This window comes from Streptomyces sp. NPDC040545, from assembly GCF_055595065.1.
In genome coordinates, this window is record NZ_JBVIWA010000012.1 from 35,047 (window position 1) to 61,449 (window position 26,403).

The following is a 26,403-nucleotide window of genomic DNA, read 5'->3' on the forward strand; positions in this document are numbered from 1 at the left end:
GATCAGGCTCATGCGTCCTCCTCCCCGGGCCCGTCGGGCCGCTGTTCCTGGTGTCGTGGTGGTTCGGTCCGGTCCTGGGGCGGCGTCAGCGCTTCCGCCGTCGCCTGCTGGTAGCGCAGGACGGCCTGTTCGGCGGCCCGCAGGTCGCAGGGCGCGCTCCACAGCATCCGCCGGGCGGTGTCGTACCGCTCGATCAGCAGGGGGTCCTCCGCCATCCCGTGACGGGCCACCTTCGCCTTGTACGCGTCGAGCCGCCCGCGCAGCTCGGCCCGTACGGCCAGGGGCGCCGTCACCGCGGTCAACGATTCACGGGCCCGCCGCAGTTCCTCCTCGGCGCGCTCCTCCAGAGATTCCAGCAGCGGCGAGAGCCGGTGCCAGCGCGCCTGGCGCCGGTGTTCGGCCGCCGCCGCGAGCTGCTCCTGGAGCACTGTGGGAGGGCCGCTCACCGCGGGCACCTCGGACGCGGCGATCTTCGCCAGCACCTCGCCGCGCGCGGTCCGCGCCTCCGCCAGGGTCCGGTCGGCCCGCGAGAGCACGTCCCGCAGGGCGATCAGCCGCTGCTCGGCGTCCTGCCGTACGTCCAGCACCGCCTCGATCTCGCGGCGTACGTCCTCCAGCGCGAGCGCGGCCCGGTCGTAGCGCCCGGTGTCCGGACGGCCGCCGCCGGGCGCGGAACTGCCCGTCGCCGGCAGCCAGAACGCCAGCGGGTCCGCGATCACCTGGGTGCGCAGCTCCGTCAGCTCGGCGGTGATGTCCTCCAGGTCGTCGCCCGAGGGGTGCTCGCCCGGCCGCACCCCCACCGAGCGGGCCAGCGAGCGGGTGCGGTGCAGCTCGGCGGCGAGCAGGTCGATCCGGGCGGGCAGCGCCGACCACACGGCGTCGGCGGCGACCACCAGATCCAGCGAGCGCGCGTACAGGCCGTTCATCCGGGCCACCAGCTCGGCGAGCGAGAGCCGCTCCGCCAGCGCGACGCCCTCGGCACCGGCCCCGGCGATCAGCACTCCGGGCCCGCGCAGCCGCTCGGTCAGCTCGATCAGGTCCTCGCGGTTCGGCCAGCGGCGCCGCTCCCGTACCTCCCGGGCGGCGGTCAGGGCCCCGCTGTAGGCGTCGAAGTACGTCCACAGCCGGGTGATGTCCGCGTCGGCGGCCGTCCACCGCTCCTTGGTGGTCCCGCTCAGCGCGGCGCCCTCCAGCAGCCGGCGCCCGGCGTGGTCCTGGAGGGCTAGCAGCGAGGTCTCGACGGCCTCGTGCTCCGCGCCCAGCCGGGCCAGGGCGCGGTCGACGTCGTCCCGGTCCATCACTGCAGACCCCGCCTCCACCGACTGTGCCTCCGCTTCCGCCGCCGCCTCCGTGTGCGTCCCCGTATCCTGCCCCGCGCCCGGTCCCGTGTCCGAAACCGTCACGGTCCTCAGCCGTCCCGGTACTTGGGTGCGGGGGGCGCCGTCACACCGGGCAGCACGGGCTGCAGGTGCTTGAGGTACGCCTTCATCCACGGGCTGTCACCACCACCCGTGCGGTAGTTCTCCAGCACCTTGTTGACGCGGCGGACCAGGTCCGAGGCGTCCTTGTTCATCGCCACCCCGTAGAACTCGCGGGTGAAGGGCGAGCCCACCAGCCGCACCGACGGGTCCTGTGCGGCCTGACCGGCCGCGAGGGCGTTGTCCGTGATGATGCCGTCGACCTCGCCCAGCTGCAGCCGCACCAGGCAGTCCAGCTGGTTGGCGACGGTGACCGGCACCGAGCCGTACGACTGGGCCTTCAGGGCCGCCTCCGCCGTGGAACCGGCCGCGAAACAGATCCGCCGGTCCTTCAGCGAGGGGTCGTACCCGGTGATCGGCGATCCCTTGGGCGCCAGCACCTGCTGCCCGGCCTCGAAGTAGGCCGTCGAGAAGGCGACGTCCTCCAGCCGCTTGCAGTTGATGGTCATGGTCCGTACGACGATGTCGACGCGCCCCTCCTGGAGGGCGGGGATGCGCTGACTGGTGGGGATGGCCCGGTAGATGACCGCGTTCTCGTCGCCCAGGATGTCCTTGGCGATGGCCTTCACCAGGTCGATGTCGAAGCCGTCGAGGCGGCTGCCCTCGGCGGTCTGGTTGCGGTAGCCCCAGCGGAAGCTGTTCTGGTCCACGCCGGCGACGAGCTTGCCGGCCGCCTTGATCCGGGCGATGGTCGCGCCGTCCACGTCGGAGGGGCGCAGGCTGGCCTCCGGGTCCTGGCAGGTGTCGGTGAGGGCCCAGGGCGCGGCCGGGGCCGCAGCCATCGACGCGGGCCGGCGGACCACCGGCCGGCCCGTGTCGGGCGTCGCGTGGGCCAGCGGCAGCAGGACGACGGCGGCGGTCGTCGCGCAGGCGACGGCCATCGCGCTCACCCCGCCCCAGCCGCGCAGCCGGCCCGCCGCGCGGCGGATGCCGGAGGCCGCGCCCGCGGTCGCCGCCCGCCCGGCCCGGCCCGTGGGGTTCCCGTGGTTCTCGTGACCTTCGGCGGCCCGCCTCGTCCGTATCCGCATCGCGCTCACCTGTACTCCGAAAGCCTGCGGCCGATGCCGAGCAGGGCCGCTGCCGCACCGATGACCGCCAGGACCGCGGCCCCCGTCACCAGACCGCCCAGCGCGCCGAGCCCGTCCTGTGCGGACCGGGTGAACTCCCGCTGCTCGTGGGCGACGGCCTGTTCCAGGGAGGCGTCCACCGTGTCGAAGGCGGCGCCGCTGCTCTCCTTGTGCTTCTCGTCCCCGACGACCAGGGGCAGCGCGGCCTCGTAGTCCCCCTTCAAGTCCGCCTCCCGGGCCGCCGTGTGCCGCTGCTTCCACTGCTTCACGCCGTCCGCGGCCCGGCTGACGGGGTCCCGGCCGGCCGCGTCGTCGGCGAGCCGCAGCGCGGTCGCCAGTCCGGCGTCCAACTGCTCCATGTTGTTCGTGAAGTCCACGTCGTACTTGTCGGACTTCTTGTCCTCGGCCAGTACGGCGCCCCGCGCGATCAGGGTCAGGTTCTCACCGGCCCGCGCCTGCAGGGAGGCGATCCGCGCGTCGTTGAGCACCTTCATCGACTCCTGCCCGTCCGCCCGGGCCTCGCTCAGCGAGGCGCGTGCCACCGTGTGCCCCACGGTCAGCCACAGCAGGACCACCACCGACGCGGCCGTCGCGGCCACCAGTCCGTGGTTGAGGACCCGGTTCGTGTGCCGGTAGTTGCGCCGCTGCGCCCAGACCAGGGCGGTGACCGCGAGCAGGCCCAGCCCGATCGAGGCCAGCGGCCAGGACCGGGCGTCGTCGTCGTCCGTGTAGAGCCGCTTGGTCTCCGACTCGTACAGCCGCTGCGCGGCGGGCAGCAGCTGGGTGGTCATCTGCTCGTTGGCGTAGCGCAGGTAGGCGCCGCCCAGCGGCAGGCCCTGCCGGTTGGTGGCCCGGGCCTGCTCGATCAGACCGGTGTAGCGCGGGAGCTGCTCGCTCAGCACGGTGATCTGCCGGCGGGAGTCCTCGTTGCCACCGGTGTTGGCGGCCGCGCTCACCAGCAGCTTGGAGGCGTTGGCGATGTCCTTCTCGTACCGCTGGCGGACCTCGCGCGGCTCCTGGGCCCCCAGCAGGAACCCGCTGGAGGAGGTCGTGTCGGCGTCCGCCAGGGAGCGGTAGATGCTCGCCGCGTCCGCGCTCAGCGGCTGGCTGCGGCCCACCACGTCGTCGGCGGCCGCGGCCCGGTCGGAGATCTCCCAGACGCTCACCGTGCCGAACAGCACGATCAGGGCGGCCAGTACCGCGCCGATGATCCGCAGCCGGCCCGGCTCGGTGGTCGCCGCCTCGCGCAGCCGCTCCACGCCCTCGGCCCAGGCGGTGCCCCGCCCGGGCGGCCCGACGGGCGGTGGCGCCGTCGGCCCGGCGGACGGCACGGAAGTACCGCCCCCGGGCGCGGGCGCGCGTGATGTGATCGCCACCGTGACCTCCCCCTCGGTCCTGTCGTCCTCCAGCCGACGCTGGGAGGTACCCCCTGCGCAGCAGTATGGCCGTAGTGCCGGTCGACCACAGCACCCGGTGCTGGATCCAGGGCGATCCGTCCCTGAGGGCCCCCTTCGCCGCCCCTTCACCGTCAATACGTCCGCACGGGCGCCACGGTTCCAGACCGGAGGACTTCCGGGGCGGGTTCAACCGAAATGGGTACGGAGTTTTTCATAGGCCTCGGGCGGGGACCCGAGGGCGTCCAGGCCCAGCAGGCCGGCACCGAGCACGGGCGGCGCCGTGATGACGGAGATGCGGGCGCGCGGGGCCCGTTCGGCGAGGCCCGCCGCGATCCGGTCGTTGAGGTGCGGGTGTCCGGCCGCCAGCACACTGCCGCCCAGCACCACCGGCACCTCCTGCTCCAGCAGACCCAGGCGCCCCAGCGCCACCGACGCCATGGCCACCACCTCGTCCGCCTGCCGGTGCACCAGCGACAGCGCCACCGGGTCCCCGGCGGCCGCCACCGCGAACAGCACCGGTGTCAGCTCGTGCCGCCGCGCGTGCGGCACCCGGCCCAGGTGCATCGCCTCGATCAGCGAGGCCATCGACGTGTGGCCGAGGTACGCGGGCAGCGCGCGGGCCAGTTCCGTCGGCCTGCCCCGCCCGTCCTCGGCCCGGGCCGCGAACCACAGGGCCTCCTCGGCCAGTCCGCCCCCGCCGCCCCAGTCGCCGGAGATCCGCCCGACCGCGGGGAAGCGCGCGGTCCGCCCGTCCGGGGTCATCCCGACACAGTTGATGCCCGCCCCGCACACCACCGCGACTCCGCACGGGCCGGCGCCCGTCGGCAGCCCGGAGCGCAGCAGCGCGAAGGTGTCGTTGTGCACCGCCGTCGCACGGCCCCAGCCGCGGCGCTCGATCTCCCGCGCCAGCTCCCGCTCCTCCACCGCGAAGTCGGCGTTGGCCAGGCACGCCGACACCCGCTCGGCCAGCGGCCCGGCCGCCGGGTCCGTGCGCAGCCCGGCGTCGGCCATCGCCTCGGCCAGCACGTCGACGGCGGCGGCCACCCCCGTGCGCGGCGGCTGGAAGCCCCCGGCCTGGCCGGAGCACAGCACCGAGCCGTCCGGGGCGAGGAGCGCCACGTCCGTCTTGCTGTTGCCCGCGTCGATCGCCAGCACCGAGGGGAGCGTCACGCCCATGGCAGGTGCTCCTTGTTGTGCGCGAGGAGCCGGTCGGTCAGTCCTTCGGCCAGGTCGAACTGCCCGATGAGCGGGTGCGCCAGCAGTGCCTTGAAGACCCGCTCGCGCCCGCCGCGCAGGGCCGCGTCCAGCGCGAGGTCCTCGTACGCGCTCACGTGCGCGATCAGCCCGGAGAACAGCGGGTCCAGCCGGGGCACCGCGAGCGGGACGGGGCCGGATCCGTCGACGCGGGCCTGCACCTCGATCACCGCGTCGTCCGGCAGGAAGGGCAGCGTGCCGTTGTTGTACGTGTTGACCACCTGCACGGCCGGCCCGCCGTCGCCCAGCAGGGAGGCGGCCAGGTCCACGGCGGCTTCGGAGTAGAAGGCGCCGCCCCGCTTCGCCAGCAGCGCCGGTTTCTCGTCGAGCGCGGGATCCCCGTACAGGGCGAGCAGTTCGCGTTCCATCGCGGCGACCTCGGCGGCCCGCGAGGGGTTGGCCCCGAGCTCCCGGACGACCTCGTCGTGGGCGTAGAAGTAGCGCAGGTAGTACGAGGGCACGACGCCGAGCCGGTCGAGCACCGCCCGCGGCAGCCGCAGGTCCCCGGCGACGGCCTCGCCGTGCGTGGCGAGCAGGGTCCCCAGCAGGTCCTCGCCGTCCGGTCCGCCCCGGCGCACGCCGAGCTCCCAGGTGAGGTGGTTGAGGCCCACGTGGTCCAGGTGGATGTCGGCCGGCGCCAGGTCCAGCAGGGCCGCGAACTTCCGCTGGAGGCCGATGGCGACGTTGCACAGCCCGACGGCCTTGTGCCCGGCCCGCAGCAGGGCCCGGGTGACGATCCCGACCGGGTTGGTGAAGTCGATGATCCACGCGCCCGGGCTGGTCCGCCGGACCCGCTCGGCGATGTCGAGGACCACCGGGACCGTGCGCAGGGCCTTGGCGAGCCCGCCCGCGCCCGTGGTCTCCTGGCCGACGCAGCCGCACTCCAGCGGCCAGGTCTCGTCCCGCAGCCGGGCGGCCTGTCCGCCGACCCGCAGCTGGAGCAGGACGGCGTCGGCCCCGTCGATGCCCGCATCGAGGTCGGTGGTGGTGGTGACGCGGCCCGGGTGCCCCTGGCGGGCGAAGATCCGCCGGGCCAGGCCGCCGATCAGCTCCAGCCGCTCGGTGGCCGGGTCGATCAGCACGAGCTCGCCGACGGGCAGGGTGTCGCGCAGCCGTGCGAACCCGTCGATCAGTTCGGGGGTGTAGGTGGAACCGCCGCCCACCACTGCGAGTTTCATCGTCGTCAGCCTTTCACGCCGGTCAGGGTGACTCCCTCGACGAACGCCTTCTGAGCGAAGAAGAAGAGGACGATCACCGGTGCCATGACCAGTACGGTCGCGGCCATGGTCAGGTTCCAGTTGGTGTGGTGCGCCCCCTTGAAGGACTCCAGTCCGTAACTGAGGGTCCAGGCGGCCGGGTTGTCGGAGGCGTAGATCTGCGGGCCGAAGTAGTCGTTCCAGGCACAGAAGAACTGGAAGAGCGCGACGGCGGCGATCCCGGGCCGGGCCATGGGCAGGACCACGCGCAGCAGGGTGCGCACCTCGCCGCAGCCGTCGACCCGGGCCGCGTCCAGGTACTCGTCGGGGATGGTCAGCAGGAACTGGCGGAGCAGGAAGATGGAGAAGGCGTCGCCGAACGCCATCGGGACGATCAGCGGCCACAGGGTGCCCGACAGGTCGAGCTGCTTGGCCCAGAAGAGGTACATGGGGATGACCACCACCTGCGGCGGCAGCATCATCATGGCGATCACGAGGAGCAGCGCGAGCCGTCGCCCGCGGAAGCGGAACTTGGCGAGCGCGTACGCGACGGGCACGGAGGAGACCACGGTCAACAGGGTGCCCAGTCCGGCGTACAGGAGCGTGTTGCGCCACCAGGTCAGGAAGCCCGGGGTGTGCCACACCTTCGCGTAGTTGCCCCATTCCCAGGTGTCGGGCCACAGGTCGCGGGTCAGCGCCTGCCGGTCGCCCATCAGGGAGGTGAGGAGGAGGAAGACGAAGGGGAGGACGAAGAAGAGGGCGGCGGCCACGCCGAGCGAGTGCACCCCGACCCAGTGCAGTACCGCCTTGGAGGATCTCCGGCCGGTGTGCGCGCTGCTCATCCACCTGCTCCGATCAGACCGCCACGGCGCCGCATCAGGAGCGCGGTGAAGGCCATGGAGAGGGCGAACAGGACGAGCGCGACGACACACGCGGTGCCGTAGTCGAAGCGCTGGAACCCGAGGTTGTAGACGAGCTGGGGCAGGGTCAGGGTGGACTTGTCGGGATAGCCCGGCTCGAACTGCTGGCCCGAGCCGCCGATGACCCCGGCCGCGACCTTCCCCGCCACCAGCGGCTGGGCGTAGTACTGCATGGCCTGGATGACCCCGGTGACGACGGCGAACATGATGATCGGCGAGATGTTGGGCAGGGTGATGTGGCGGAAGCGCGCCCAGGCGCCGGCCCCGTCCAGCTCCGCGGCCTCGTACTGCTCCTTGGGTACGTCGAGCAGCGCGGCCATGAAGATGACCATCAGGTCGCCGACCCCCCACAGGGCGAGGGCGGTCAGGGCCGGCTTGGACCAGTCGGCGTCGGTGAACCAGCCGGGGGTGGGCAGTCCCACCGCGTCCAGCAGGGTGTTGACGGGTCCGGTGCCGGGGTTGAGCAGGAAGACGAAGGCCAGGGTCGCGGCGACCGGCGGGGCCAGGTAGGGCAGGTAGAACAGGGTCCGGAAGATCCCGGTCCCCGTCTTGATCTTCGTGATGAGCAGCCCGATGCCGAGGCCGAAGGCGACCCGGCAGGTGACCATCACCAGGACCAGCCACAGCGTGTTGCGCATGGCCGGCCAGAAGAGCGGATAGTCCGTGAAGACATAGCTCCAGTTGTCCAGGCCGTTGAAGGCGGGCTGCCGGAAGCCGTCGTACCGCGTGAAGGAGAAGTACAGGGTGGACAGCAGCGGGTAGACGAAGAAGACGGCGAAGCCGATCAGCCAGGGGGAGAGGAAGGCCGCGGTCCGCAGGGCGGAGCGCCGCCGCTTCGACCGCAGGGGGTGGGCGCCGGTCATCGGGCTACTTCGCCTTCGCGATGTCCGTGTCGATCTGCTGGCCGGTCTTGGCGAGACCGGCCGGGATGTCGGCCACGTCACCCTTCTCCACCCCGTACGCGAAGTCCTCGAAGGTCAGCTGGTAGGTGCCGCCGTCGGCCTTGGCCGGGGTGGTGCTGGACTTCGGGTGCCGGGCGATGTCGAGGAAGGTCTTGAACTCCGGGGTCACCCGGAGGGCCGGGGAGTCCAGGGCGGCGAACGTGGACGGGATGTTGTGGATGGCGTTGGCGAAGGCCACCACCGCCTCGGTGTCGGTCGTCATGTACTTGACCAGCTCCCAGGCGGCGTTCTGCTTCTTGCTGCCCGCGGCGATCCCCATGATCGTGCCGGAGAGGTAGCCCTTGCCGTAGTCGGCCGCCTGCTCGTCGGGGACGGGCAGCGGGGCGGTGCCGATCTCGAAGGCGACACCGGCCTCCTTCGCCATCGAGGCCCGCCACTCGCCGTCGATCTGCATGGCCACCTGGCCGGTGTGGAAGGGGTGTTCGGCGCTCCACTCGTCCCCGAAGGTGTTGCGGAACCTCTCCAGCTTCTCGTAGCCGCCGAGCTTGTCCACCAGGTCCTTCTGCGCGGTCAGCATCTTGGCGAAGGCCGGGTCTGCGGCCAGGTTGGACTTGCCGTCGGCGCCGAAGTACGTGGCGCCCCACTGCGCCGCGAGCCGCGTCGGCTTCGTCTCGTAGCCGTGGAAGGTGGGCATCAGGGCGACCTGCTCGTACGAGTCGCCCTTGAGCTTGGTGAGTTTCTGCGCGACCTCGGTGAACTGGCTCCAGGTCTTCGGCGGTTCGGTGATGCCGGCGGCCGCGAAGGCGGTCTTGTTGTAGACGAGGCCGTACGCGTCGTGCAGCAGCGGCAGCGTGCACTGGTTGCCGTCGAACTGCGTGTACTCCAGCAGGGTCTTGGGGAAGACCTTCGTCTTGTCCACCCCGGACTTCGCGAGGAAGGGGTTCAGGTCGGCGAAGGCGCGGGAGTTGCAGAACTTGCCCACGCTGTCGGTGGTGAAGGAGGAGACCACGTCGGGGGCCTTGTCCCCGCCCGCCCGCAGCGCCTGGTTGACCTTGTCGTCGGTCATGTTGCCGGTGACCTGGACCTTGATGTTCGGGTGCGCCTTCTCGAACCGGGCGATGTTCTCCTCGATCGCCTTGGCCTCGCTCGGCGCGGACCAGCCGTGCCAGAAGTTGAGGGTGACGTCCGCCTTGGGGTCGTCGGAGGCGGTGTCCGCGCCCTGGCCCGTACAGGCCGTGGCGAGGGCGGATATCGCCGCGAGGACGGCGGTCGCGGTGGTCAGGCGTCCGGTTCTGGGCATGGCGGGGCTCGCTCTCTGCGGGAGGAACTTCCGTGGGGGGTGCCGGTGGGGATGGCGGTGGGGTCTGCGGGTGCGGGCGTGCCGATACGGGGTGCAGGGGGGAAGGCGGGGACGGCGGGCTCCGGGCGGTTCAGCCCGAGGTGTCGAACACTTCGTCCCGGGTGGCGGCCAGCGCGCTCTCCAGCGCGCCGTGCAGGACGGGCCGTTCCCGCACCTCGCCGGGGACCAGCCGGGGCCGGGAGGGGGCCAGTTCGGCGAGTTCGGCCTCCAGCAGCGCGCGCAGCGGCTCGCCGCCCGCACTGATCGCCGCCCCGGACAGGACCACGATCTCCGGGTCCAGTACGGCGACGACCGAGGCGAGACCGGTGGCCAGCGCGGTGGCGTACGACTGGAGGAACCGCAGGTGCGCCCCCTCGGGGGCGGCGGCGGCCCGCGTGAGCAGGGCGACGGCGGCGGCGACTTCCGGTCCGTGGGGTGCTCCGGGGGCCTCGGGCGCACCGGGGGCGTCGGCCGGCTCCATGCCCAGTTCCGCGGCGAGCCGGGGCAGTCCCTCCACGCCGGCCAGCTCCTGGTACCCGCCGGAATTGGCCCGGGTGACCTGCCGGACCAGGGGCCGGCCCGGCACGGGCAGGAAGCCCACCTCGCCGGCGCCGCCGGTCCAGCCGCGGTGCAGCCGGCCGCCCAGGACCAGTGCCGCGCCGAGGCCCTCCTCGTTCCAGAGCAGCACGAAGTCCTCGTGGCCGCGGGCGGCGCCGAGCCGCTGTTCGGCGACGGCGGCGAGGTTGACGTCGTTCTCGTACTCGACGGGCATCGGCAGGGCTGCCGCCAGTTCCTCCAGGAGGGTGGGGGAGTGCCAGCCGGGGAGGTGGCTGGCGTAGCGCAGGCGGCCCGTCTGGGGGTCGAAGGCGCCCGGCGTGCCGATGACCGCCCGGCGCAGGTCGGTGCGGTGCAGTCCGGCGGCCTTGACGGCCCCGCCGAGGGCTTCGGTCACCTGGTCGACGGCCTCCGCGCCTTCGGTGTAGGGGACCTCGTGGGTGGCGACCACCGTGCCGGTGAGGTCGGCGACGGCCGCCAGTACCCGCTCCGGGGTGACGTCGAGACCGCCGACGTAGGCGGCCCGCGGGTTGATCGCGTAGAGCTGGGCACTGGGGCCGGGGCGTCCCCCGTCCGTGCCGGTGGCCACGACGAGCCCGACCGCTTCGAGGCGGGCGAGCAGCTGGGAGGCGGTGGGCTTGGACAGCCCGGTCAGGTGCCCGATGCGGGTCCGGGACAGCGGGCCGTGCGTCAGCAGGAGTTCGAGTGCGGCCCGGTCGTTCATGGCGCGCAACAGGCTGGGCGTTCCGGGCGTGGCGGCGGGCATCGAGCGGCTCTCCCTCACCGAGGTGATCTGTTAGGTAAGTTTCCTATCACCTGTTGAAGTGTGTCAATGCCGCTGCCCCGCAGGCTGTGTCATTTCACGTGTCATTTCACGGATGACCTGCGGGGCAGTGGGGCGAGCGGGGCTCGTGCGGCCTGCGGGCAACCGGCTGCGCGGCTGCCCGGCTATGCGGTCACTTGGTGATCCGCGGGCCGGCCGGCGGCGGGATCGGGGCGGTGGCCAGTGACTGTGGGGAGGCCGGGTTCGCGAGGGCGGACGGCGCGGCGACCGAGGCCGACGGGTCCGCCGGGACCTCCTCGTCCTCGTCGGCCGCCGGCACTCCGCCGATGATCCGGATGCCCGCGGCGTCGAAGGCCTCCTTGATCCGCCAGCGCAGCTCCCGCTCCACCGCGAACTGCTGGCCGGGCATGGTCTTGGCTGACACCTTCACGGTCATCGAGGCGAGCAGCACCTCGTCCAGGCCCAGGACCTCCACCGGACCCCACAGGCGCTCGTCCCACGGGGACTCCTTGGCCATGGCGTCGGCGACCTCCTTGACCACCTCGCGGATCCGGGACAGGTTCTCCGACGGTTTGACCTGGACGTCCACGCCCGCGGTCGCCCAGCCCTGGCTGAGGTTGCCGATCCGCTTGATCTCGCCGTTGCGCACGTACCAGATCTCGCCGTTGTCCCCGCGGAGCTTGGTCACGCGCAGTCCGACCTCGATGACCTCGCCCGAGGCCACACCCGCGTCGATCTTGTCGCCGACGCCGTACTGGTCCTCCATGATCATGAAGACGCCGGACAGGAAGTCCGTCACCAGGTTCCGGGCGCCGAAACCGATCGCCACACCGGCCACACCGGCACTCGCCAGCAGCGGGGCCAGATCGATCTTCAGTGCGGCCAGGACCATCAGCGCGGCCGTACCGAGGATCAGGAACGAGGCCACCGACCGGAGCACCGAGCCGATCGCCTCCGAACGCTGGCGCCGGCGCTCCGCATTGACCAGCAGCCCGCCCAGAGCGGTGCCCTCCACGGCCTCGGCGCTGGTGTTCATCCGCGTTATGAGCTTGGTCAGTGCCTTGCGGACCGCCGAGCGGATCACCGCCGCTATCACGACGATCAGCAGGATCCGCAGGCCGATGCTCAGCCAGGTGGCCCAGTTCTGCTCGATGAAGCTGGCGGCCTCGGTGACGCTCTCCTGCGCCTCCTTGACCGATGCGGGCGCGTCCGGAACGTCGGCTGCCAGCGGCAGCAGGGCGGCGGGCCAGGGCACGACGGGAACCTCCAGGTGTAGCGGTCTGCCCGCGGAACCGGGGGGACCCCCGGACGGATCCGGGGATATGCGGGACAGAACGTCCACACTAACGGGGCAATCCCTTCACCTTGGTGCCGTGTTCGAGGGAGAGACCAGACTCACCTGGGGATGACTGACTGTGGTTGAAAACACCTCGGACCCGTTACGGGCGAGTGGTGGCGTTTCGACCAGCCCTAAGGAGAGACTGGAGAGCAGATCGTCCCGGCGCGAGCCACGCGCCGCCGACGTACAAGGAGGCAGTCCGTGCCGCACGTCCTGGTCCTCAACGCGTCGTACGAGCCCCTCGGCGTCGTACCGCTCCGCCGCGCGCTCGTCCTCGTCCTGGAGAACAAAGCAGTCTCCCTGGAGGAATCCGGCGCCTATCTGCACAGCGCGACAAGGGTCGTCCCCGCGCCCAGCGTGGTACGGCTCAAGCGCTTCGTGCGGGTCCCCTACCGGGGGCCCGTTCCACTCACCCGGCGCGCCCTGTTCGCGCGGGACGGCGGACGCTGCATGTACTGCGGCGCCGTCGCCACCAGCGTCGACCACGTCATTCCGCGCAGCCGGGGCGGCCAGCACGCCTGGGACAACGTCGTCGCCGCATGCCGCCGGTGCAACCACGTCAAGGCCGACCGGCACCTGCTGGAGCTCGGCTGGCGGCTGCGCCACCAGCCGGCCCCGCCGTCCGGGCTGGCGTGGCGGATCATCGGCACGGGGCACCGGGATCCGCGGTGGATGCCGTATCTCCAGCCGTACGGGGCCGAGGACGCGCTGGACCGGATCGGGGTCGCGGCCAGTTAGCTCCCGCCGGGTTGCTCCCGCAGGGCCGCCGGTTCCGTTTGGGGTTGCGCCCGTCGGTGACCTGCGGCCCTGCCTCCCGGGGCTCCGCCCCGGACCCCGCGCTTCAAACGCCGGCGGGGCTGGAGGAGCGGGGCTCCGCCCCGGACCCCGCGGGGCTGGACGGGCGGGCTACGGGGTGACCGCGTAGGCCTCCGCCGACCAGAGGGAGCAGCCGTACCGCGTCGCGCGGGTCTCGCACGTGATCCGCAGGAAACGGGTGTCCGGGGCGTCCATCCGGAGCGACTCGTGGCCACCCCGGGAGGCCTTCACGGCTGCCGCCGGGCGCCAGGTCACCCCGTCCGCGGAGGTCTCCACCCGGTACGCCGACGGGTACGCGTCCTGCCAGTGCAGTTCGAGGCGGCCCACCCGCGCCGGGGCGGGCAGTTCCGCCCGCCACCACGCGCCGTCCACCGCCGGCGACGACCAGCGCGTGGCCGCGGAGCCGTCCACGGCCGCCGAGGCCGGGAAGTCGGGGGTCTCGTTCGCCGAGGAGGTCGCCCGCGCGGTCCGCAGCAGATCGGGACCGCCGGTACGGGCCACCGCACGCACCGTCAGGGTGCGTGACTCCCCGTCGAAGGTCACCGGCACCTGATAGCTGCCCGGCCGGGTGCCCGCGGCGACGCTGACCTCCAGCGGGATCGACACCTGGCCGCCCCGCGGGGCCACCGCCGTCTGCGGAAGGCGGACCTCGATGCCCGCCGGCGGCCGCGCCGACAGCGGTCCGCGGACCTCACCGGGACCCAGCGCGGACAGCTGCGCCGAGACCCGCTGGGCCGCGCCGCCGATCTCGGCGTCGGCCGCGGCCCCGTCCGCCAGCTCGAAGCGGGCCCGCGGGCCGTCCCCGAACCACGGCACCACCTGGTGCACCGCGGGCGCGGACCCGGACCCGGCCCAGGACAGGCGCACCGCGTCCGCGCTCAGCCCCGCCGTCTCCACCTGGGTCCAGCCCGAGGCCGCGGCGTCGGCGACCTTGCGCCAGCCCTCGCCGGGTACGTGGGCCTCCACCACGGCGCCCCGCGCCCCGGCGGGGAGCGGGTCGGTCATCACGGTCACCGCCGACAACGGGCGCGGGGCGTCCAGCCGTACGGTCCAGGCCCCGGCCTCCTTCGTCACCGTGCCGGTCTCGCGGGTGGCGCCGGTCCAGGCGTCGGCCTCGGCCACCGCCTTCGTCAGGAAGGGCTCCAGGACGGCCTTGTCCACCCGGGCCGATCCCGGCTGCGCCAGCGCCGCCCGGACCTCGGTCAGGGCCCGGGAGGCCTGCCATGCGGCCGTCCCGTCCCCGCGGGCCTGGGCCTGCAGGACGTCCACCGCCAGCTCGCCCGCCGCCCCGTAGCGCGCCAGGCGGTCCAGCCAGGGACCCGCCTCGCCCGACAGGGCCGGCAGCCGGTCCTTGGCCTCGCGCAGGACCGTGAACGCCTTGCGCAGCTCGGTCCCGGCCGCCGGGTCGCCCGCGGCGCGGGCCTTCCAGAACTGCTCGACGAGCGGCTTCAGATACGCCGACTCCTCCTGCTTGAGCCCGGACGACGCGGTGTTCCCGGCGAGCGCCGCCACCGCCTGGCGCGTGCGCGGGTCGGCACCCGTCAGCTCCCGTACCGCCGCCGCCCAGGACTCGCCGGGCCGGTAGCCGCGCGGGTTCCACGCGAAGTCCGCCGCCGTGAACAGCGGGATCCGCGACAGGGTGCCCTGCGGCATCGCGTTGGCCAGCAGCGCCGCCGAACCGCCCGCGACCGCCGGCTCGCGGCCCGCGTACGGGCCGAGGAAGATCCGGCCCGGATCCCAGTCGTTCACCGGGTAGTTGTCCATGGTGATCAGCGGATGCCCGAGGGCGGCGCGCGCGCCGGCCAGCTCCTTGCCCGTGATCGTGCGCGGCACCACGCCCACGCCCGTCCAGGCCACCTCCACCCGCGGGTCCAGCGCGCCCGCCAGGGCCGTCCGGTAGGTGGTGGTGCCCTCCTGGTAGTACTCCGTCGGCAGCAGCGACAGCGCGGGCGCCCCCGGATACCGGGCGGCCAGGTGCGCGGCCAGTCCGCCCGCGACCTCCGCGTGCGCCTTCGCGGCCGCCGCCGGGCCCTTCCCGTACCGCTCCCGGTCGGCCTTGCAGCCCCACTCCGTGTAGCTGACGTCCTGGAACTGCACCTGGAAGGCGCGGAAGCCGAGGTCCCACATCGCGTCCAGCTTGCGCGCGAGCGCCGCCCGGTCGGCCTCCGAGGACAGGCACATCGACTGTCCGGGGGTCACCGCCCAGGCCAGGACGACCTGGTTGGCGCGGGCCCGTTCGGCCAGCGCGCGGAATTCCGCCTGCTGCTCCTGCGGGTAGTCCTGGCGCCAGCCCGTCGTGCGGTACGGGTCGTCGCCGGGGGCGACGAGCAGCCGGTTCTGCTTGGTGCGCCCCATGAAGTCCAGCTGTGCGAGGCGCTGTTGCTGGGTCCACGGCTGCCCGTAGAAGCCCTCGGTGATCCCGCGCACCGGCGCGGCCGGCCAGTCCCGCACCAGCACCCCGGGCATCTTCCCGCCGCCCGCGGCGAGGAGTTGGCGCAGCGTCTGCGCCGCGTGGAAGAGTCCTTCCGTGCCTATGCCGGCCAGCGCGATCGTGTCCCGGCCGGCGTGGCGGCCCGCGGCCAGCCGGTAGCCCCCGACCGGCAGGTCCGACGGCGCGGCCGCGCCCAGCGCCCGCAGCGCTTGCTCCGCGTCCGTGTCCTGGAGCCGTACGACGGTGCCCCGTGCGGGCAGCGGGGCGCCGGGGGCCGGCTCGTGGACGGTCTTCACGCCCGCCGCGCGCAGGGCGTCCCGCACCACCCGGACGGCGTACGGATCGGCGTCGGCCGCGGCGACCAGGACGGCCTCGGTGCCCAGGGGCAGCTCGCGCGCCGGATCGGCGGCCATCGACTGCGGCCGGGGCCACACGGCGGGCCCCTCGGAGGCCGCCCGGGGGGTGTCGGCTCCCGGGTCGAGCATCGGCCCGGCCGCGTTGGACACGGGGGCAGCTCCGGGGCCCGCTCCGGGCGCCGGTCTGTCCGGTGTGGTGGGCGCCGCGAAGGTCCCGGGTGGCGCGGAGGACACGGCACCGCCCAGCAGCGTGCCGATCACCGCCAGAGCGGCGGCGGTGTTCCGCCTCCTACCCCTGAGCTGCACGGAGCCTCCTCGTCCCGAAACGTCCCCCACTCGTACGAATGAGCCTGAGCCCACCATCCGTGCGGCTGGAGTGTCAATGCGGGTGGGTGATCTGCCCCGGATGCGGCAGGAATGCGGTGCCTCCGAGTGGGTATGGACGCGGTGTTCCCCGGCGGCGTCCCACCCTTGTGAACCACCCTTGTGCCCCCATCATCTGACTCATCCTCATGCCCTGATGCCCGCACGCACGAAGGAGCGCCCGCAGATGGACGACCTGGCCCGGCTCGCTGCCCAGTACGGAGTCGCCACCGACTACCGGCCCGCCGCGGACGTCACCGTCCCGGTACCGGAGGCCACCGTCAAGGCTGTACTCGCGCTGCTGGGGGTGGTCACCGACGACGCGGCGAGCATCCGGGTGTCCGCCGAGTCCGCCGCACGGGAGGCGGCCGGGCGGCTGCTGCCGCCCACGGTGGTGCTCTGGCAGGGGGAACGGGTGGCTCCGGAGCCCGCAGGGGTGCCCCCCGGCACCCGGGTGCGGGTGGTGGCGGAGGAGACAGGGGAGGTGCACGCGTGGGGCCCCGCACTGCCGCTGGGCATCCACCGGCTCATCGCCGAGGCACCCGACGGGCGCAGCGCCGAGGCCACCCTGGTCGTGGCCCCGGAGCGGGCCCCGGCCGCGCCCGAGCGGGCCCACGGGCTGCTCGTCCAGCTCTACTCCCTGCTCTCCGAGCGCTCCTGGGGCATGGGCGACCTCGGCGACCTGGCGGAACTCGCCCGCTGGGCGGGCCGTACCCATGGCGCAGGGTTCATCCAGGTCAACCCGCTGCACGCGGCCGTGCCCGGGGCCCCGACCGACCCCTCCCCGTACCGGCCGTCCTCGCGGCGCTTCCCGGACCCGGTCCACCTGCGGATCGAGGACGTCCCCGAATACGCCGACTGCCCCGACCGACAAGCCCTGGACGACCTCGCCGCCCGCGGCGGGGAACTGCGCCGCCAGGTCCTGGAGAAGGGCGCGCTCATCGACCGCGACGCCGTCTGGGAACTCAAGCGGTCCGCCCTGGAGCTGCTGTACGCCGTCCCCCGCACCCCCGAGCGCGAAGCCGCCTACCTGGCGTTCTGCGCCGAACAGGGCGTCCCGCTGGACGTGCACGCCACCTGGTGTGCCGGGCACGCGGGAGCGGAGGACCCGATGGAGCGGGCCGACTTCCACCGCTGGCTGGTCTGGCTGACGGACGGCCAGCTCGCCGCCGCGCAGCGGGCCGCCCGCGAGGCCGGCATGACGGTCGGCATCGTCCACGACCTCGCCGTCGGGGTGCACCCGCAGGGTTCCGACGTCTCCGGGTCACCCTGCTACGCCCGGCACATCTCGGTCGGGGCCCCGCCGGACGCCTTCAACGCGCGCGGCCAGGACTGGGGGCTGCCGCCGTGGCGCCCGGACGTGCTGGCCGCCACCCGCTACGCCCCCTTCCGGTCCCTGCTGCGCGGGGTGTTCCGCTACGCGGGCGCCCTGCGGATCGACCACGTGATGGGTCTGTTCCGGCTCTGGTGGATCCCGGAGGGGACCTCGCCCGCGGAGGGCGCGTACGTCAGCTACGACGGCGAGGCCATGCTGGCGATCCTGGTCCTGGAGGCCCACCGGGCGGGCGCGCTGGTCATCGGCGAGGACCTCGGGACGGTGGAGCCGCGGGTCCGTCAGGAACTGGCCCGGCGCGGGGTGCTCGGCACCTCGGTGCTCTGGTTCGAGCGGGACTGGGACGGCGCCGGGGACCCGCTGGCCCCGCAGGCCTGGCGGGCCGACTGCCTGGCCACCGTCACCACGCACGACCTGCCGCCCACGGCGGCCAAACTCGCCGGGGGCCATGTGGAACTGCGGGACCGGCTCGGCCTGCTGACCCGCCCGGCCGAGCTGGAGCGCGCCCAGGACGCCGCCGACACGGCCGAGTGGCTGGAGCTGCTGGACGGGCTGGGGCTGGACACCAAGGGCGAGGAGGCCGCCGTACGGGCCCTGTACGCCTTCCTGCTGCGCACCCCCGCGCGGCTGGTCGGCGTATGGCTGCCGGACGCGGTGGGGGACCGGCGGCCGCAGAACCTGCCGGGCACCTGGGACCAGTACCCCAATTGGCGGCTGCCGGTCGCCGATGCCGCGGGGCGGCCGCTGACCCTGGAGGAGCTGGTGTCCTCGCCCCGGGCGAACGCCCTGCTGAGCGCGGTGGGGGAGGGCGCACGGCCTCGTACGGCACCCCCGGGCGCGCGCCCCGTTTAGGTGTTCGCTACGTTTGCACCGTGGACAAGAAGAACGCTCTGCGCGCCGGCGCCGTCACGGCCGGAACCGCGCTGATGATGCTGCTGATGACGTCTCCCGCCCTCGCGCTCACCCGCGACGACGGTGACGACCCGGGTCCGGGCCTGAGCGTCGGCGAGACGGTCGGCCTGTACGTGGCCCTGCCCATCGCCATTTTCCTGGCGATCATCGGTCTCGTGATGGTCCTCGACAAGTCGGACCGCAAGCCGAAGCAGGCCTGATCCGGTCCGGCCCCACGGGGCCGGGACCAGCAGACTTTCCCGGGCGCCGGGGGTCCGCACCGCCGATTCGATCCGGCCGTGCGACGACCCCCGGCGCCTTGTCGTGCCCTCAGGGCCCTCTCTGGGCCCTCGGAGCCCCCGGCGTCCTCAGACGGCGGCCAGGAGCCGGCGGAGCAGGCCGGTGAGTACGGCGATCTCGTCGTCGGTCAGCCCGGTGAGCGCGGCGCGCTGCACCTCCAGACCGGCGCTGACGGCCTCGTCGATGAGCGCGAGGCCGCGGTCGGTGATCGTCACCTGGAGTCCCCGCCGGTCGTGCGGATCGGGCTTGCGGCAGAGCAGTCCGGCCTTCTCCAGCTTGTCCAGACGCCCTGTCATGCCGCCCGTGGTGAGCATGAGGGTGGCCGAGAGCTGCCGGGGCGAGAGCGTGTACGGGGCGCCCGACCGGCGCAGCGTGGCCACGACGTCGAACTCGCCGCGCGAGATGCCGAAGCGCGCGTAGCACTGCTCCATCGCGTCGCCCATGCCCTTGGCGATCCGGTAGATGCGTCCGAAGACGGCCATGGGGGCCGTTTCCAGGTCGGGGCGCACGGCGAACCACTGGGCCGTGATCGCGTCCACTGCGTCCTTGTCGTCACTCATGTGCGCAGTATCCGGCCTTCCCGAGATCGTTCGCAAGAAAGTTGCTTGACGGTAAGTAGCTTAGCGGTAAGCTACTTACCGGCAACCGAGTCTGGGGGAGAGGTCATGGCCGTATTCATGAGGAAGACAGCCGCGTCAGGGGAAGCGAAGGTCGCGGGGGAGCGGTCGCTGCTCCTCGGAATCGGTATCAGCTCGGTCGGGATCGGTATGTACATCCCGTTCTCGCTGGTCTTCTTCCACCACGTCACCGGCCTCTCCCTCACCGTCGTCGGCCTGGTCATGACCGTCACCGGACTGGCCGGGCTGGCGTTCATGCCGCTGGCCGGCACGGCCGTCGACCGGTTCGGCGCCAAGCGGGTCAACCTGGTGCTCTACGGGATACGGGCGCTCGGCTTCGCCCTCTACCCCTTCGCGAGCTCCCTGCCCGCCTTCGCGGCCGTCTCCCTCGTCACCGCGCTCGCCGACCGCTCGTTCTCCGTCGTCCAGCAGTCCCTGATCGGCGAGGTGGCGCGGGGCGCCGCCCGCGACCGGCTCCAGGCGTCCACCCGGGCGCTGCAGAACGCCGGTATGGGCGCGGGAGCCCTGCTCGTCTCCGGGGTGCTGGCCCTGTGGGGCACCGGCGGATTCACCTACACCGCCTGGGGCAACTCGCTGGCCTTCGCCCTCGCCGGACTGCTCGTCGGCCGGGTCCGGGCGGTCCGGGCGAAGGAGGCCGCCACCACCGCCGGGCCGCCGGACGCCGGGTACCGGACGGTCCTGCGCGACCGCCCCTTCCTCGGGCTCACCGCCGCCAACTTCCTCACCGCGCTGGGTTACTCCGCCCTCTCCGTCCTCTTCCCCCTCTACCTCTCGACCTGGCTGACGGCCCCCGACTCCCTCACCGGAGCCGCCTTCACCGTCAACACCGTGCTGTGCGCCGGGATCGGCGTACTGATCGCGGGCCGGGTCCGCCGCTCCGGCGCCCGCCGCACCCGCTCGGCCGCCCTCGGCGCCCTGCTCTTCGCCGCGGCCTTCACCGGGCAGATCGTGCTCGGCACCGTGAAGCCCGGTCAGAGCGCCACCCTGATCGCCCTGCTGGCCATCGTCGTCGTCTACACCCTCGGCGAGCTCGTCCACAGCCCCTCCGGCGGCGCCCTGTCGGTCTCCGCCGCCCCCGAGGCCGTCCGCGGCCGCTACCTGGCCACCTACCAGCTGTCCTACTCGCTGGCCGGTGCGCTCGCCCCCTCCCTCTTCACCGCCCTGCTCGACGTCGACGGCCGCCTGCCCTGGGCCGTCCTGGCCGTCGCCGCCCTCGGCGCCGCCCTGGCGCTGCTCCGGCTGGAGCGGCACCTGCCGGCCGAGGCCGTGCACGCCGAGCCCCCGGTGGCTCTGAAGGCCTCCGCCGCGCCGGTCCCCGTGCCCGCCGCCGGCTGAGCCCGCCGGTCCTCCCGCCCGCTTCCCCCGTCCGATCCAGGAGTCACCTGCCATGAAGCGTTTGGCCACCGTCGCCCTGACCGCACTCGCCCCCATCTCATGGGGCTCCACCTACGCCGTGGCCACCGAGCTGCTGCCGCCCGACCGGCCGCTGTTCACCGGGGTCATGCGGGCCCTGCCCGCCGGACTGCTGCTGACCGCGCTGGCCCGCACCCTGCCCAAGGGGCAGTGGTGGTGGAAGTCCGCCGTCCTCGGCATCCTCAACATCGGCGCCTTCTTCCCGCTGCTGTTCCTCTCCGCCTACCGGCTCCCCGGCGGGGTCGCGGCCGTACTGGGCGCCGCCGGCCCGCTGTTCGTCGTAGGGCTGGCCGCGCTGGTCCTCGGGGAGCGGGCGAGCCTGCGCACCGTGCTCGCCGCCGTCGTCGGGGCGTTCGGCGTGAGCATGGTCGTCCTGACCGCCGAGGCCCGGCTCGACGCGGTCGGCGTGGTCGCCGGTGTGATCTCCTCCGCCTCCATGGGCGCCGGCACTGTGATGACCAAGCGCTGGGGCCGCCCCGAGGGCGTGGGCCCGCTGGCGATGACCGGCTGGCAGCTCACCGCGGGCGGACTGTTCATCATCCCCGTCGCCGCCCTCGTCGAGGGTGCCCCGCCCGCGCTCGACGGCAAGGCCTTCCTCGGCTACGGCTACATGATGCTGATCAACACCGGGATCGCGTACTGGCTCTGGTTCCGCGGCATCGGAGCCCTCAGCGCCACCTCGGTCACCCTGCTCGGCCCGCTCTCCCCGCTCACCGCCGCCGTCATCGGCTGGGCCGCCCTCGGGCAGGCGCTGTCGCCCGTCCAGCTCGTCGGGATGGCGATCGCCTTCGGGGCCACCGTCGCCGGCCAGCTGGCGGCGGCCCGCAGGCCCCGATCGTTCAGTTCTGCTGAAAAGAATGATCAGAACATTTCGATGGACCTGACGGATGAGGCGGTGCGACGGTAGTCCTCACCCACCACCAGCCCACCCCGAGGAGCAGACCCACAGTGGCCGTCATGGACCGCGTCCGTACCGTCTCGCAAGCCAAGCCCGGCAGCACGGGGAAGAAAGGTGCCGCCGGGCTCGGCGTGCTCCTCGCCCTGCTCGCGACGGTCGTCTGGTCCGGCAGCTTCGTCGCCACCCGGGGCATGGCCGAGACCGTCCCACCCGTCCAGGCGGTCTTCTGGCGCTGGATCATCGCCCTGCTCGCCGTCGCCCCCTTCGCCGCCCGCCAGGCCTGGCAGCAGCGGGCCCTGATCCGGCGGCACCTCGGCTTCATCGCCCTCGCCTCGCTGTTCGGCGTCACCCTCTACAACACGCTCGTGCACCAGGCCGGACTGACCACCTCCGCCTCCAACATGGGCATGATCATGGCCGCCTCGCCCGTCATCATGGCGCTCTACGCCCGCCTCGGCGGCGAACGGCTTGGCAAGCGGCGGACCTTCGGCATCCTGCTCGCCGCCCTCGGGGTGCTGCTGCTCGTCGGGGACGGCTCGATCGGCTTCGACTTCGGCGCCGGAGACCTGTGGATGTTCGCCGCCGCCCTCTCCTTCGCCACGTACAGCGCCCTGCTGCGGCGCAGGCCGGCCGAACTCGGCGGAGCGGCCTTCCTGATCACCACCTTCGTGCTCGGCGCGCTGATGCTGGCACCCGCCTACGCCGTCTCCGTCTCCGTCCAGGGCGGCTTCGAGGCCACCACCGGGACGGTCGGACCACTGCTGTACGTCGGGGTGTTCTCCTCGGCCGTCGCCTTCTTCGCCTGGAACAAGGCCGTCTCGATGATCGGGGCGGCCCGCGCCGGAGTCGTCTACTACCTCCAGCCGGTGTGCGTGGCCGGGCTCGGCTTCCTGCTGCTGGGCGAGCACACCGGACCGGCCCAGCTGCTGTGCATGGCGCTCATCCTCGGCGGAGTCGGGCTGGGGAGTGCCCGGCGGTAGGTTCGGGCCCATGACCGAGTGGGACATCAAGAAGCTGCGGATCCTGCGGACCCTCGCCGAACAGGGGACCGTGACCAGGGCGGCCGAGGCGCTCCACATGACGCCCTCGGCCGTCTCGCAGCAACTGACCAACCTCGCCCGGCAGCTGGGCGTGGTGCTGCTGGAGGCCGAGGGCCGCCGGGTGCGGCTCACGGACGCGGCCCACCTCGTCCTGCGGCACACGGAGGCGGTCTTCGCGCAGCTGGAGCGGGCCGACGCGGAACTGGCCGGATACCTCGCCGGGGACACGGGCGAGGTACGGGTGGGCGCCTTCTCCACCGCCGTACCGGCGCTCGTGGTCCCGGCGGTGGCCACGCTGCGGCGAACCCACCCCGGGGTGGAGGTCAGGGTCCGGGAGACGGAGGCCGCGGAAGCCTACGAGCTCCTGTCGGCCGGGGGCGTGGACCTGGCGCTGTCCCTCACGGCCCACGCACCGACCGCGCGCGACCCCCGGTTCACCCGGGTGGCGCTCCTTGAGGACCCGCTGGACGTGGCGCTCCCGCCGGGCCACCCGCTGGCGGCCGCGCCCGGCCTGCGGCTGGCGGACCTGTCCGGCGACCCGTGGATCTACGGGGGCAGCGGCCCCTGGTCGGAGATCGCCCGGTCCGCGTGCGAGGCGGCGGGCTTCGTCCCGGAACAGGCGCACTCGGCGTCCGGCTGGACCGCGATCCTGGCGATGGTGGAGGCGGGGATGGGGGTGGCGCTGGTGCCCCGGATGGTGTCGAGCCGGGCCTCGGGCGGGACGATCCGGGTCCTGGCCCACGACCGTCCGACCCGCCACGTGATCGCCGCGGTCCGCCGCGGCGCCGAATCCGCGCCCGCGCTGTCCCACGTCCTCGCGGCCCTCCGCGAGGTGGCTTCGGCCCGGCGGTAGAGGTTTCCCGGGCTCCGCCCGGACCCGGTCCTCAAACGCCGGACGGGCTGGAAATCCAGCCCCGCCGGCGATTGAGGCGCGGGGTCCGGGGCGGAGCCCCGGCTACGGCGCGAGCCGTCAGACCCGAGCGGCAGCGGCGTCCGCGGCCTGGGCCTTCAGGGCGCGCTCGACGCCCGCGCGGGACTCCGAGATCAGCCGGCGCAGCGCCGCGCTCGGCTCGGCCGAGGCCAGCCACGCGTCCGTCGCGTCCAGCGTCGCCTGCGAGACCTGCAGCGCCGGGTAGAGGCCCACCGCGATCTGCTGGGCGATCTCGTGGCTGCGGGTCTCCCAGACCTCCTTGACCGCCGAGAAGAACTTCTCGGTGTACGGGGCCAGCAGCTCGCGCTGGTCGGTCTGGACGAAGCCGCCGATCACCGCCTCCTGCACCGCGTTCGGCAGGTCGCCGGACTCCACCACCGAGGCCCACGCCTCGGCCTTGGCCTCCGCCGTCGGGCGCGCCGCCCGGGCGGTCGCCGCGTGGCGCTCGCCGGCCGCCGTGGCGTCCCGCTCCAGCTCCGCCGCGATGGCCGGCTCCCCGGCGACGCCCGTCGCGGCGAGCCGCTCCAGGAACGTCCAGCGCAGCTCGGTGTCGACGGCCAGGCCCTCGATCTCCGCCGCGCCGTCCAGCAGCGCCGACAGGTAGGTCAGCTGTCCCTCGGTGCGGGCACTGGCCGCGAAGGCCCGCGCCCACGCCAGCTGGTGGTCGCCCGCCGGCTCGGCGCCGCGCAGGTGCTCCAGGGTGGCCTCGGTCCAGGCCGCCAGGCCCTGCTCCCGCCACGCCGGGTCGGCGTACAGGTCGATGGCCAGCTTCACCTGGCGGTGCAGCGACTGGACCACGCCGATGTCGGACTCTTTGCCGATGCCCGAGAGGACCAGCGCGAGGTAGTCGCGGGTGGCGAGCTCGCCGTCACGCGTCATGTCCCAGGCCGAGGCCCAGCACAGGGCGCGCGGCAGGGACTCGGTGAAGTCGCCGATGTGCGCGGTGACGGTGGCCAGGGACTGCTCGTCCAGGCGGACCTTCGCGTAGGACAGGTCGTCGTCGTTCAGCAGGAAGACCGCCGGACGGGTCCGTCCGACCAGCTCCGGCACCGTGGTCAGCGCGCCGTCGATGTCCAGCTCGATCCGGTCGGTGCGCACGAGGGCGCCGTCCTGGAGCTCGTACAGGCCGACCGCGATGCGGTGCGGGCGCAGGGTGGACTCGCCCTTGGCGCCGGCGGGCAGCGCGGGCGCCTCCTGGCGGATGCCGAAGGCGGTGATCACACCGTTCTCGTCGGTGGTGACCTCCGGGCGCAGGATGTTGATGCCGGCCGTCTCCAGCCACGCCTTCGACCAGGCGGCCAGGTCGCGGCCCGAGGTCTCCTCCAGGGCGCCCAGCAGGTCCGACAGGCGCGTGTTGCCGAACGCGTGCGCCTTGAAGTACGCCTGCACGCCCTTGAAGAAGGCGTCCGTGCCGACGTAGGCGACGAGCTGCTTGAGGACCGAGGCGCCCTTGGCGTACGTGATGCCGTCGAAGTTGACCATGACGTCGTCGAGGTCACGGATGTCAGCCATGATCGGGTGCGTGGACGGCAGCTGGTCCTGCCGGTACGCCCAGGTCTTCATGGAGTTGGCGAAGGTGGTCCACGCGTGCGGCCACTTCGAGCCCTCGGCGTACGCCTGGCAGGCGATCGACGTGTACGTCGCGAAGGACTCGTTCAGCCACAGGTCGTTCCACCACTCCATGGTGACCAGGTCGCCGAACCACATGTGCGCGAGCTCGTGGAGGATCGTCTCCGCGCGCACCTCGTACGACGCGTCCGTCACCTTGGAGCGGAAGACGTACTGGTCGCGGATGGTGACCGCGCCCGCGTTCTCCATGGCGCCCGCGTTGAACTCCGGCACGAAGAGCTGGTCGTACTTGGCGAAGGGGTAGTCGTAGGCGAACTTCTCCTGGAACCAGTCGAAGCCCTGCCGGGTGACGTCGAAGATCGCGTCCGCGTCGAGGAACTCGGCGAGCGAGGGGCGGCAGTAGATGCCGAGCGGTACGGACTGGCCGTCCGGGCCCTCGTAGGAGCTGTGCACGGAGTGGTACGGGCCGACGATCAGCGCGGTGATGTACGAGGAGATGCGCGGGGTCGGCTCGAAGCGCCAGACGTTGTCCTTGACGTCCGCGGCCTCCGGGGTCGGCGAGTTCGAGATGACCGTCCAGCCCTCGGGGGCCGTCACGGTGAACTGGAACGTGGCCTTCAGGTCGGGCTGCTCGAAGCTGGCGAAGACCCGCCGCGCGTCCGGAACCTCGAACTGGGTGTAGAGATAAGCCTGCTGGTCGACCGGGTCGACGAAGCGGTGGAGGCCCTCACCGGTGTTCGTGTACGCGCAGTCCGCGACGACACGGAGCTCGTTGGCCCCGGCCGCCAGGTGGCTCAGGGCGATCCGGGAGTCGTGGAAGACCGCCGCGACGTCCAGGGACTTGCCGTTGAGGACGACCTCGTGCACGGCCGGAGCGACCAGGTCGATGAAAGTCTCGCCCCCGGCCTCGGCCGACTGGAAGCGCACGGTGGTCACGGACGGGTAGGTGCCACCCTCCTGTGCGCCGCTGAGATCGAGTTCGATCTCGTAGGAGTCGACGGTCAGCAGCTTGGCCCGCTGCTGAGCCTCTTCACGGGTGAGATTCGTGCCTGGCACGCGTTCATCTCCTTCGATGGTGACGTTGCCCGGCCATCCTGCCATCCGGACAGCGCCACCGCCTCGGACTAATCCATGGGCGAAAAAACGCGCGCGAGGGCGGCACCGTGACGGTGCCGCCCTCGCGTCGGGTGAGC

20 protein-coding genes are annotated in these 26,403 nt (G+C 73.1%); 7 read left to right on the forward strand and 13 right to left on the reverse strand.

Features of this window, described 5'->3' with window-relative positions; all coding sequences use genetic code 11:
* Window positions 1-8: 8 nt before the first annotated feature.
* From ACZ573_RS22560 to ACZ573_RS22605, 10 genes are all read right to left on the reverse strand, one after another.
* Window positions 9-1,298 carry a coiled-coil domain-containing protein gene (locus tag ACZ573_RS22560; RefSeq protein WP_471306909.1) on the reverse strand — a complete coding sequence of 430 codons (1,290 nt, stop codon included), beginning with the start codon at window positions 1,296-1,298 and terminating at the stop codon, window positions 9-11.
* 110 nt (window positions 1,299-1,408) lie between these two features.
* A complete protein-coding gene (locus tag ACZ573_RS22565; RefSeq protein ID WP_471307151.1) occupies window positions 1,409-2,359 on the reverse strand; it encodes a glutamate ABC transporter substrate-binding protein in 951 nt (316 codons plus the stop codon).
* Window positions 2,360-2,511: 152 nt separating this feature from the next.
* Window positions 2,512-3,921: a hypothetical protein gene (locus ACZ573_RS22570; RefSeq protein WP_471306911.1), complete on the reverse strand. Its 1,410-nt coding sequence runs from the start codon at window positions 3,919-3,921 to the stop codon at window positions 2,512-2,514.
* Between the two features lie 207 nt (window positions 3,922-4,128).
* Complete coding sequence (locus tag ACZ573_RS22575) at window positions 4,129-5,118, reverse strand: N-acetylglucosamine kinase (protein ID WP_471306913.1); 990 nt, start codon at window positions 5,116-5,118, stop codon at window positions 4,129-4,131.
* The gene (locus ACZ573_RS22580; RefSeq protein WP_471306915.1) at window positions 5,109-6,374 is read right to left on the reverse strand and encodes a 6-phospho-beta-glucosidase; all 1,266 of its coding nucleotides are present in this window, start codon (window positions 6,372-6,374) and stop codon (window positions 5,109-5,111) included. The genes ACZ573_RS22575 and ACZ573_RS22580 overlap by 10 nt, the downstream gene beginning before the upstream one ends.
* Window positions 6,375-6,379: 5 nt before the next feature.
* Entirely contained in the window at window positions 6,380-7,234 is an 855-nt protein-coding gene (locus ACZ573_RS22585) for a carbohydrate ABC transporter permease (protein ID WP_402695055.1), read from the reverse strand.
* Window positions 7,231-8,175: a carbohydrate ABC transporter permease gene (locus ACZ573_RS22590; protein WP_471306917.1), complete on the reverse strand. Its 945-nt coding sequence runs from the start codon at window positions 8,173-8,175 to the stop codon at window positions 7,231-7,233. The genes ACZ573_RS22585 and ACZ573_RS22590 overlap by 4 nt, the downstream gene beginning before the upstream one ends.
* 4 nt (window positions 8,176-8,179) lie before the next feature.
* A complete protein-coding gene (locus ACZ573_RS22595; protein ID WP_471306918.1) occupies window positions 8,180-9,514 on the reverse strand; it encodes an ABC transporter substrate-binding protein in 1,335 nt (444 codons plus the stop codon).
* Between the two features lie 130 nt (window positions 9,515-9,644).
* Entirely contained in the window at window positions 9,645-10,874 is a 1,230-nt protein-coding gene (locus tag ACZ573_RS22600) for an ROK family transcriptional regulator (protein WP_471306920.1), read from the reverse strand.
* Window positions 10,875-11,064: 190 nt separating this feature from the next.
* On the reverse strand, window positions 11,065-12,147 hold the full coding sequence (locus tag ACZ573_RS22605; protein WP_471306922.1) for a mechanosensitive ion channel family protein: 1,083 nt from the start codon (window positions 12,145-12,147) through the stop codon (window positions 11,065-11,067).
* 285 nt (window positions 12,148-12,432) lie between these two features.
* Here ACZ573_RS22605 and ACZ573_RS22610 point away from each other — a divergent pair, with 285 nt between their 5' ends.
* Window positions 12,433-12,969, forward strand: a complete 537-nt coding sequence (locus ACZ573_RS22610; RefSeq protein WP_301371082.1) for an HNH endonuclease — start codon at window positions 12,433-12,435, stop codon at window positions 12,967-12,969.
* Between the two features lie 168 nt (window positions 12,970-13,137).
* Here ACZ573_RS22610 and ACZ573_RS22615 read toward each other — a convergent pair whose 3' ends face one another.
* Window positions 13,138-16,140: a beta-N-acetylglucosaminidase domain-containing protein gene (locus ACZ573_RS22615; RefSeq protein ID WP_471306924.1), complete on the reverse strand. Its 3,003-nt coding sequence runs from the start codon at window positions 16,138-16,140 to the stop codon at window positions 13,138-13,140.
* 214 nt (window positions 16,141-16,354) lie between these two features.
* Between ACZ573_RS22615 and ACZ573_RS22620 the strand changes: the two genes are divergently transcribed.
* Both ACZ573_RS22620 and ACZ573_RS22625 read left to right on the forward strand, forming a co-directional pair.
* The gene (locus ACZ573_RS22620; RefSeq protein ID WP_471306926.1) at window positions 16,355-18,382 is read left to right on the forward strand and encodes a 4-alpha-glucanotransferase; all 2,028 of its coding nucleotides are present in this window, start codon (window positions 16,355-16,357) and stop codon (window positions 18,380-18,382) included.
* Between the two features lie 20 nt (window positions 18,383-18,402).
* Window positions 18,403-18,642, forward strand: coding sequence for a hypothetical protein (locus ACZ573_RS22625; RefSeq protein ID WP_301371088.1), 240 nt, complete (start codon window positions 18,403-18,405; stop codon window positions 18,640-18,642).
* A 147-nt stretch (window positions 18,643-18,789) separates the two neighbouring features.
* On the opposite strand, the gene ACZ573_RS22630 is transcribed toward ACZ573_RS22625, so the two are convergent.
* Complete coding sequence (locus ACZ573_RS22630; protein WP_301371090.1) at window positions 18,790-19,281, reverse strand: MarR family winged helix-turn-helix transcriptional regulator; 492 nt, start codon at window positions 19,279-19,281, stop codon at window positions 18,790-18,792.
* Between the two features lie 117 nt (window positions 19,282-19,398).
* Here ACZ573_RS22630 and ACZ573_RS22635 point away from each other — a divergent pair, with 117 nt between their 5' ends.
* The 4 genes from ACZ573_RS22635 to ACZ573_RS22650 are packed head-to-tail and all read left to right on the forward strand — an operon-like array spanning window position 19,399 to window position 23,563.
* The gene (locus tag ACZ573_RS22635; protein ID WP_471306929.1) at window positions 19,399-20,694 is read left to right on the forward strand and encodes an MFS transporter; all 1,296 of its coding nucleotides are present in this window, start codon (window positions 19,399-19,401) and stop codon (window positions 20,692-20,694) included.
* A gap of 52 nt (window positions 20,695-20,746) precedes the next feature.
* Window positions 20,747-21,679, forward strand: coding sequence for an EamA family transporter (locus tag ACZ573_RS22640; protein WP_471306931.1), 933 nt, complete (start codon window positions 20,747-20,749; stop codon window positions 21,677-21,679).
* 41 nt (window positions 21,680-21,720) lie between these two features.
* Entirely contained in the window at window positions 21,721-22,650 is a 930-nt protein-coding gene (locus tag ACZ573_RS22645) for a DMT family transporter (protein ID WP_471306933.1), read from the forward strand.
* 10 nt (window positions 22,651-22,660) lie between these two features.
* The gene (locus ACZ573_RS22650) at window positions 22,661-23,563 is read left to right on the forward strand and encodes a LysR family transcriptional regulator (protein ID WP_471306935.1); all 903 of its coding nucleotides are present in this window, start codon (window positions 22,661-22,663) and stop codon (window positions 23,561-23,563) included.
* Between the two features lie 117 nt (window positions 23,564-23,680).
* On the opposite strand, the gene pepN is transcribed toward ACZ573_RS22650, so the two are convergent.
* Complete coding sequence (gene pepN, locus ACZ573_RS22655) at window positions 23,681-26,266, reverse strand: aminopeptidase N (protein WP_471306936.1); 2,586 nt, start codon at window positions 26,264-26,266, stop codon at window positions 23,681-23,683.
* Between the last annotated feature and the right edge of the window lie 137 nt (window positions 26,267-26,403).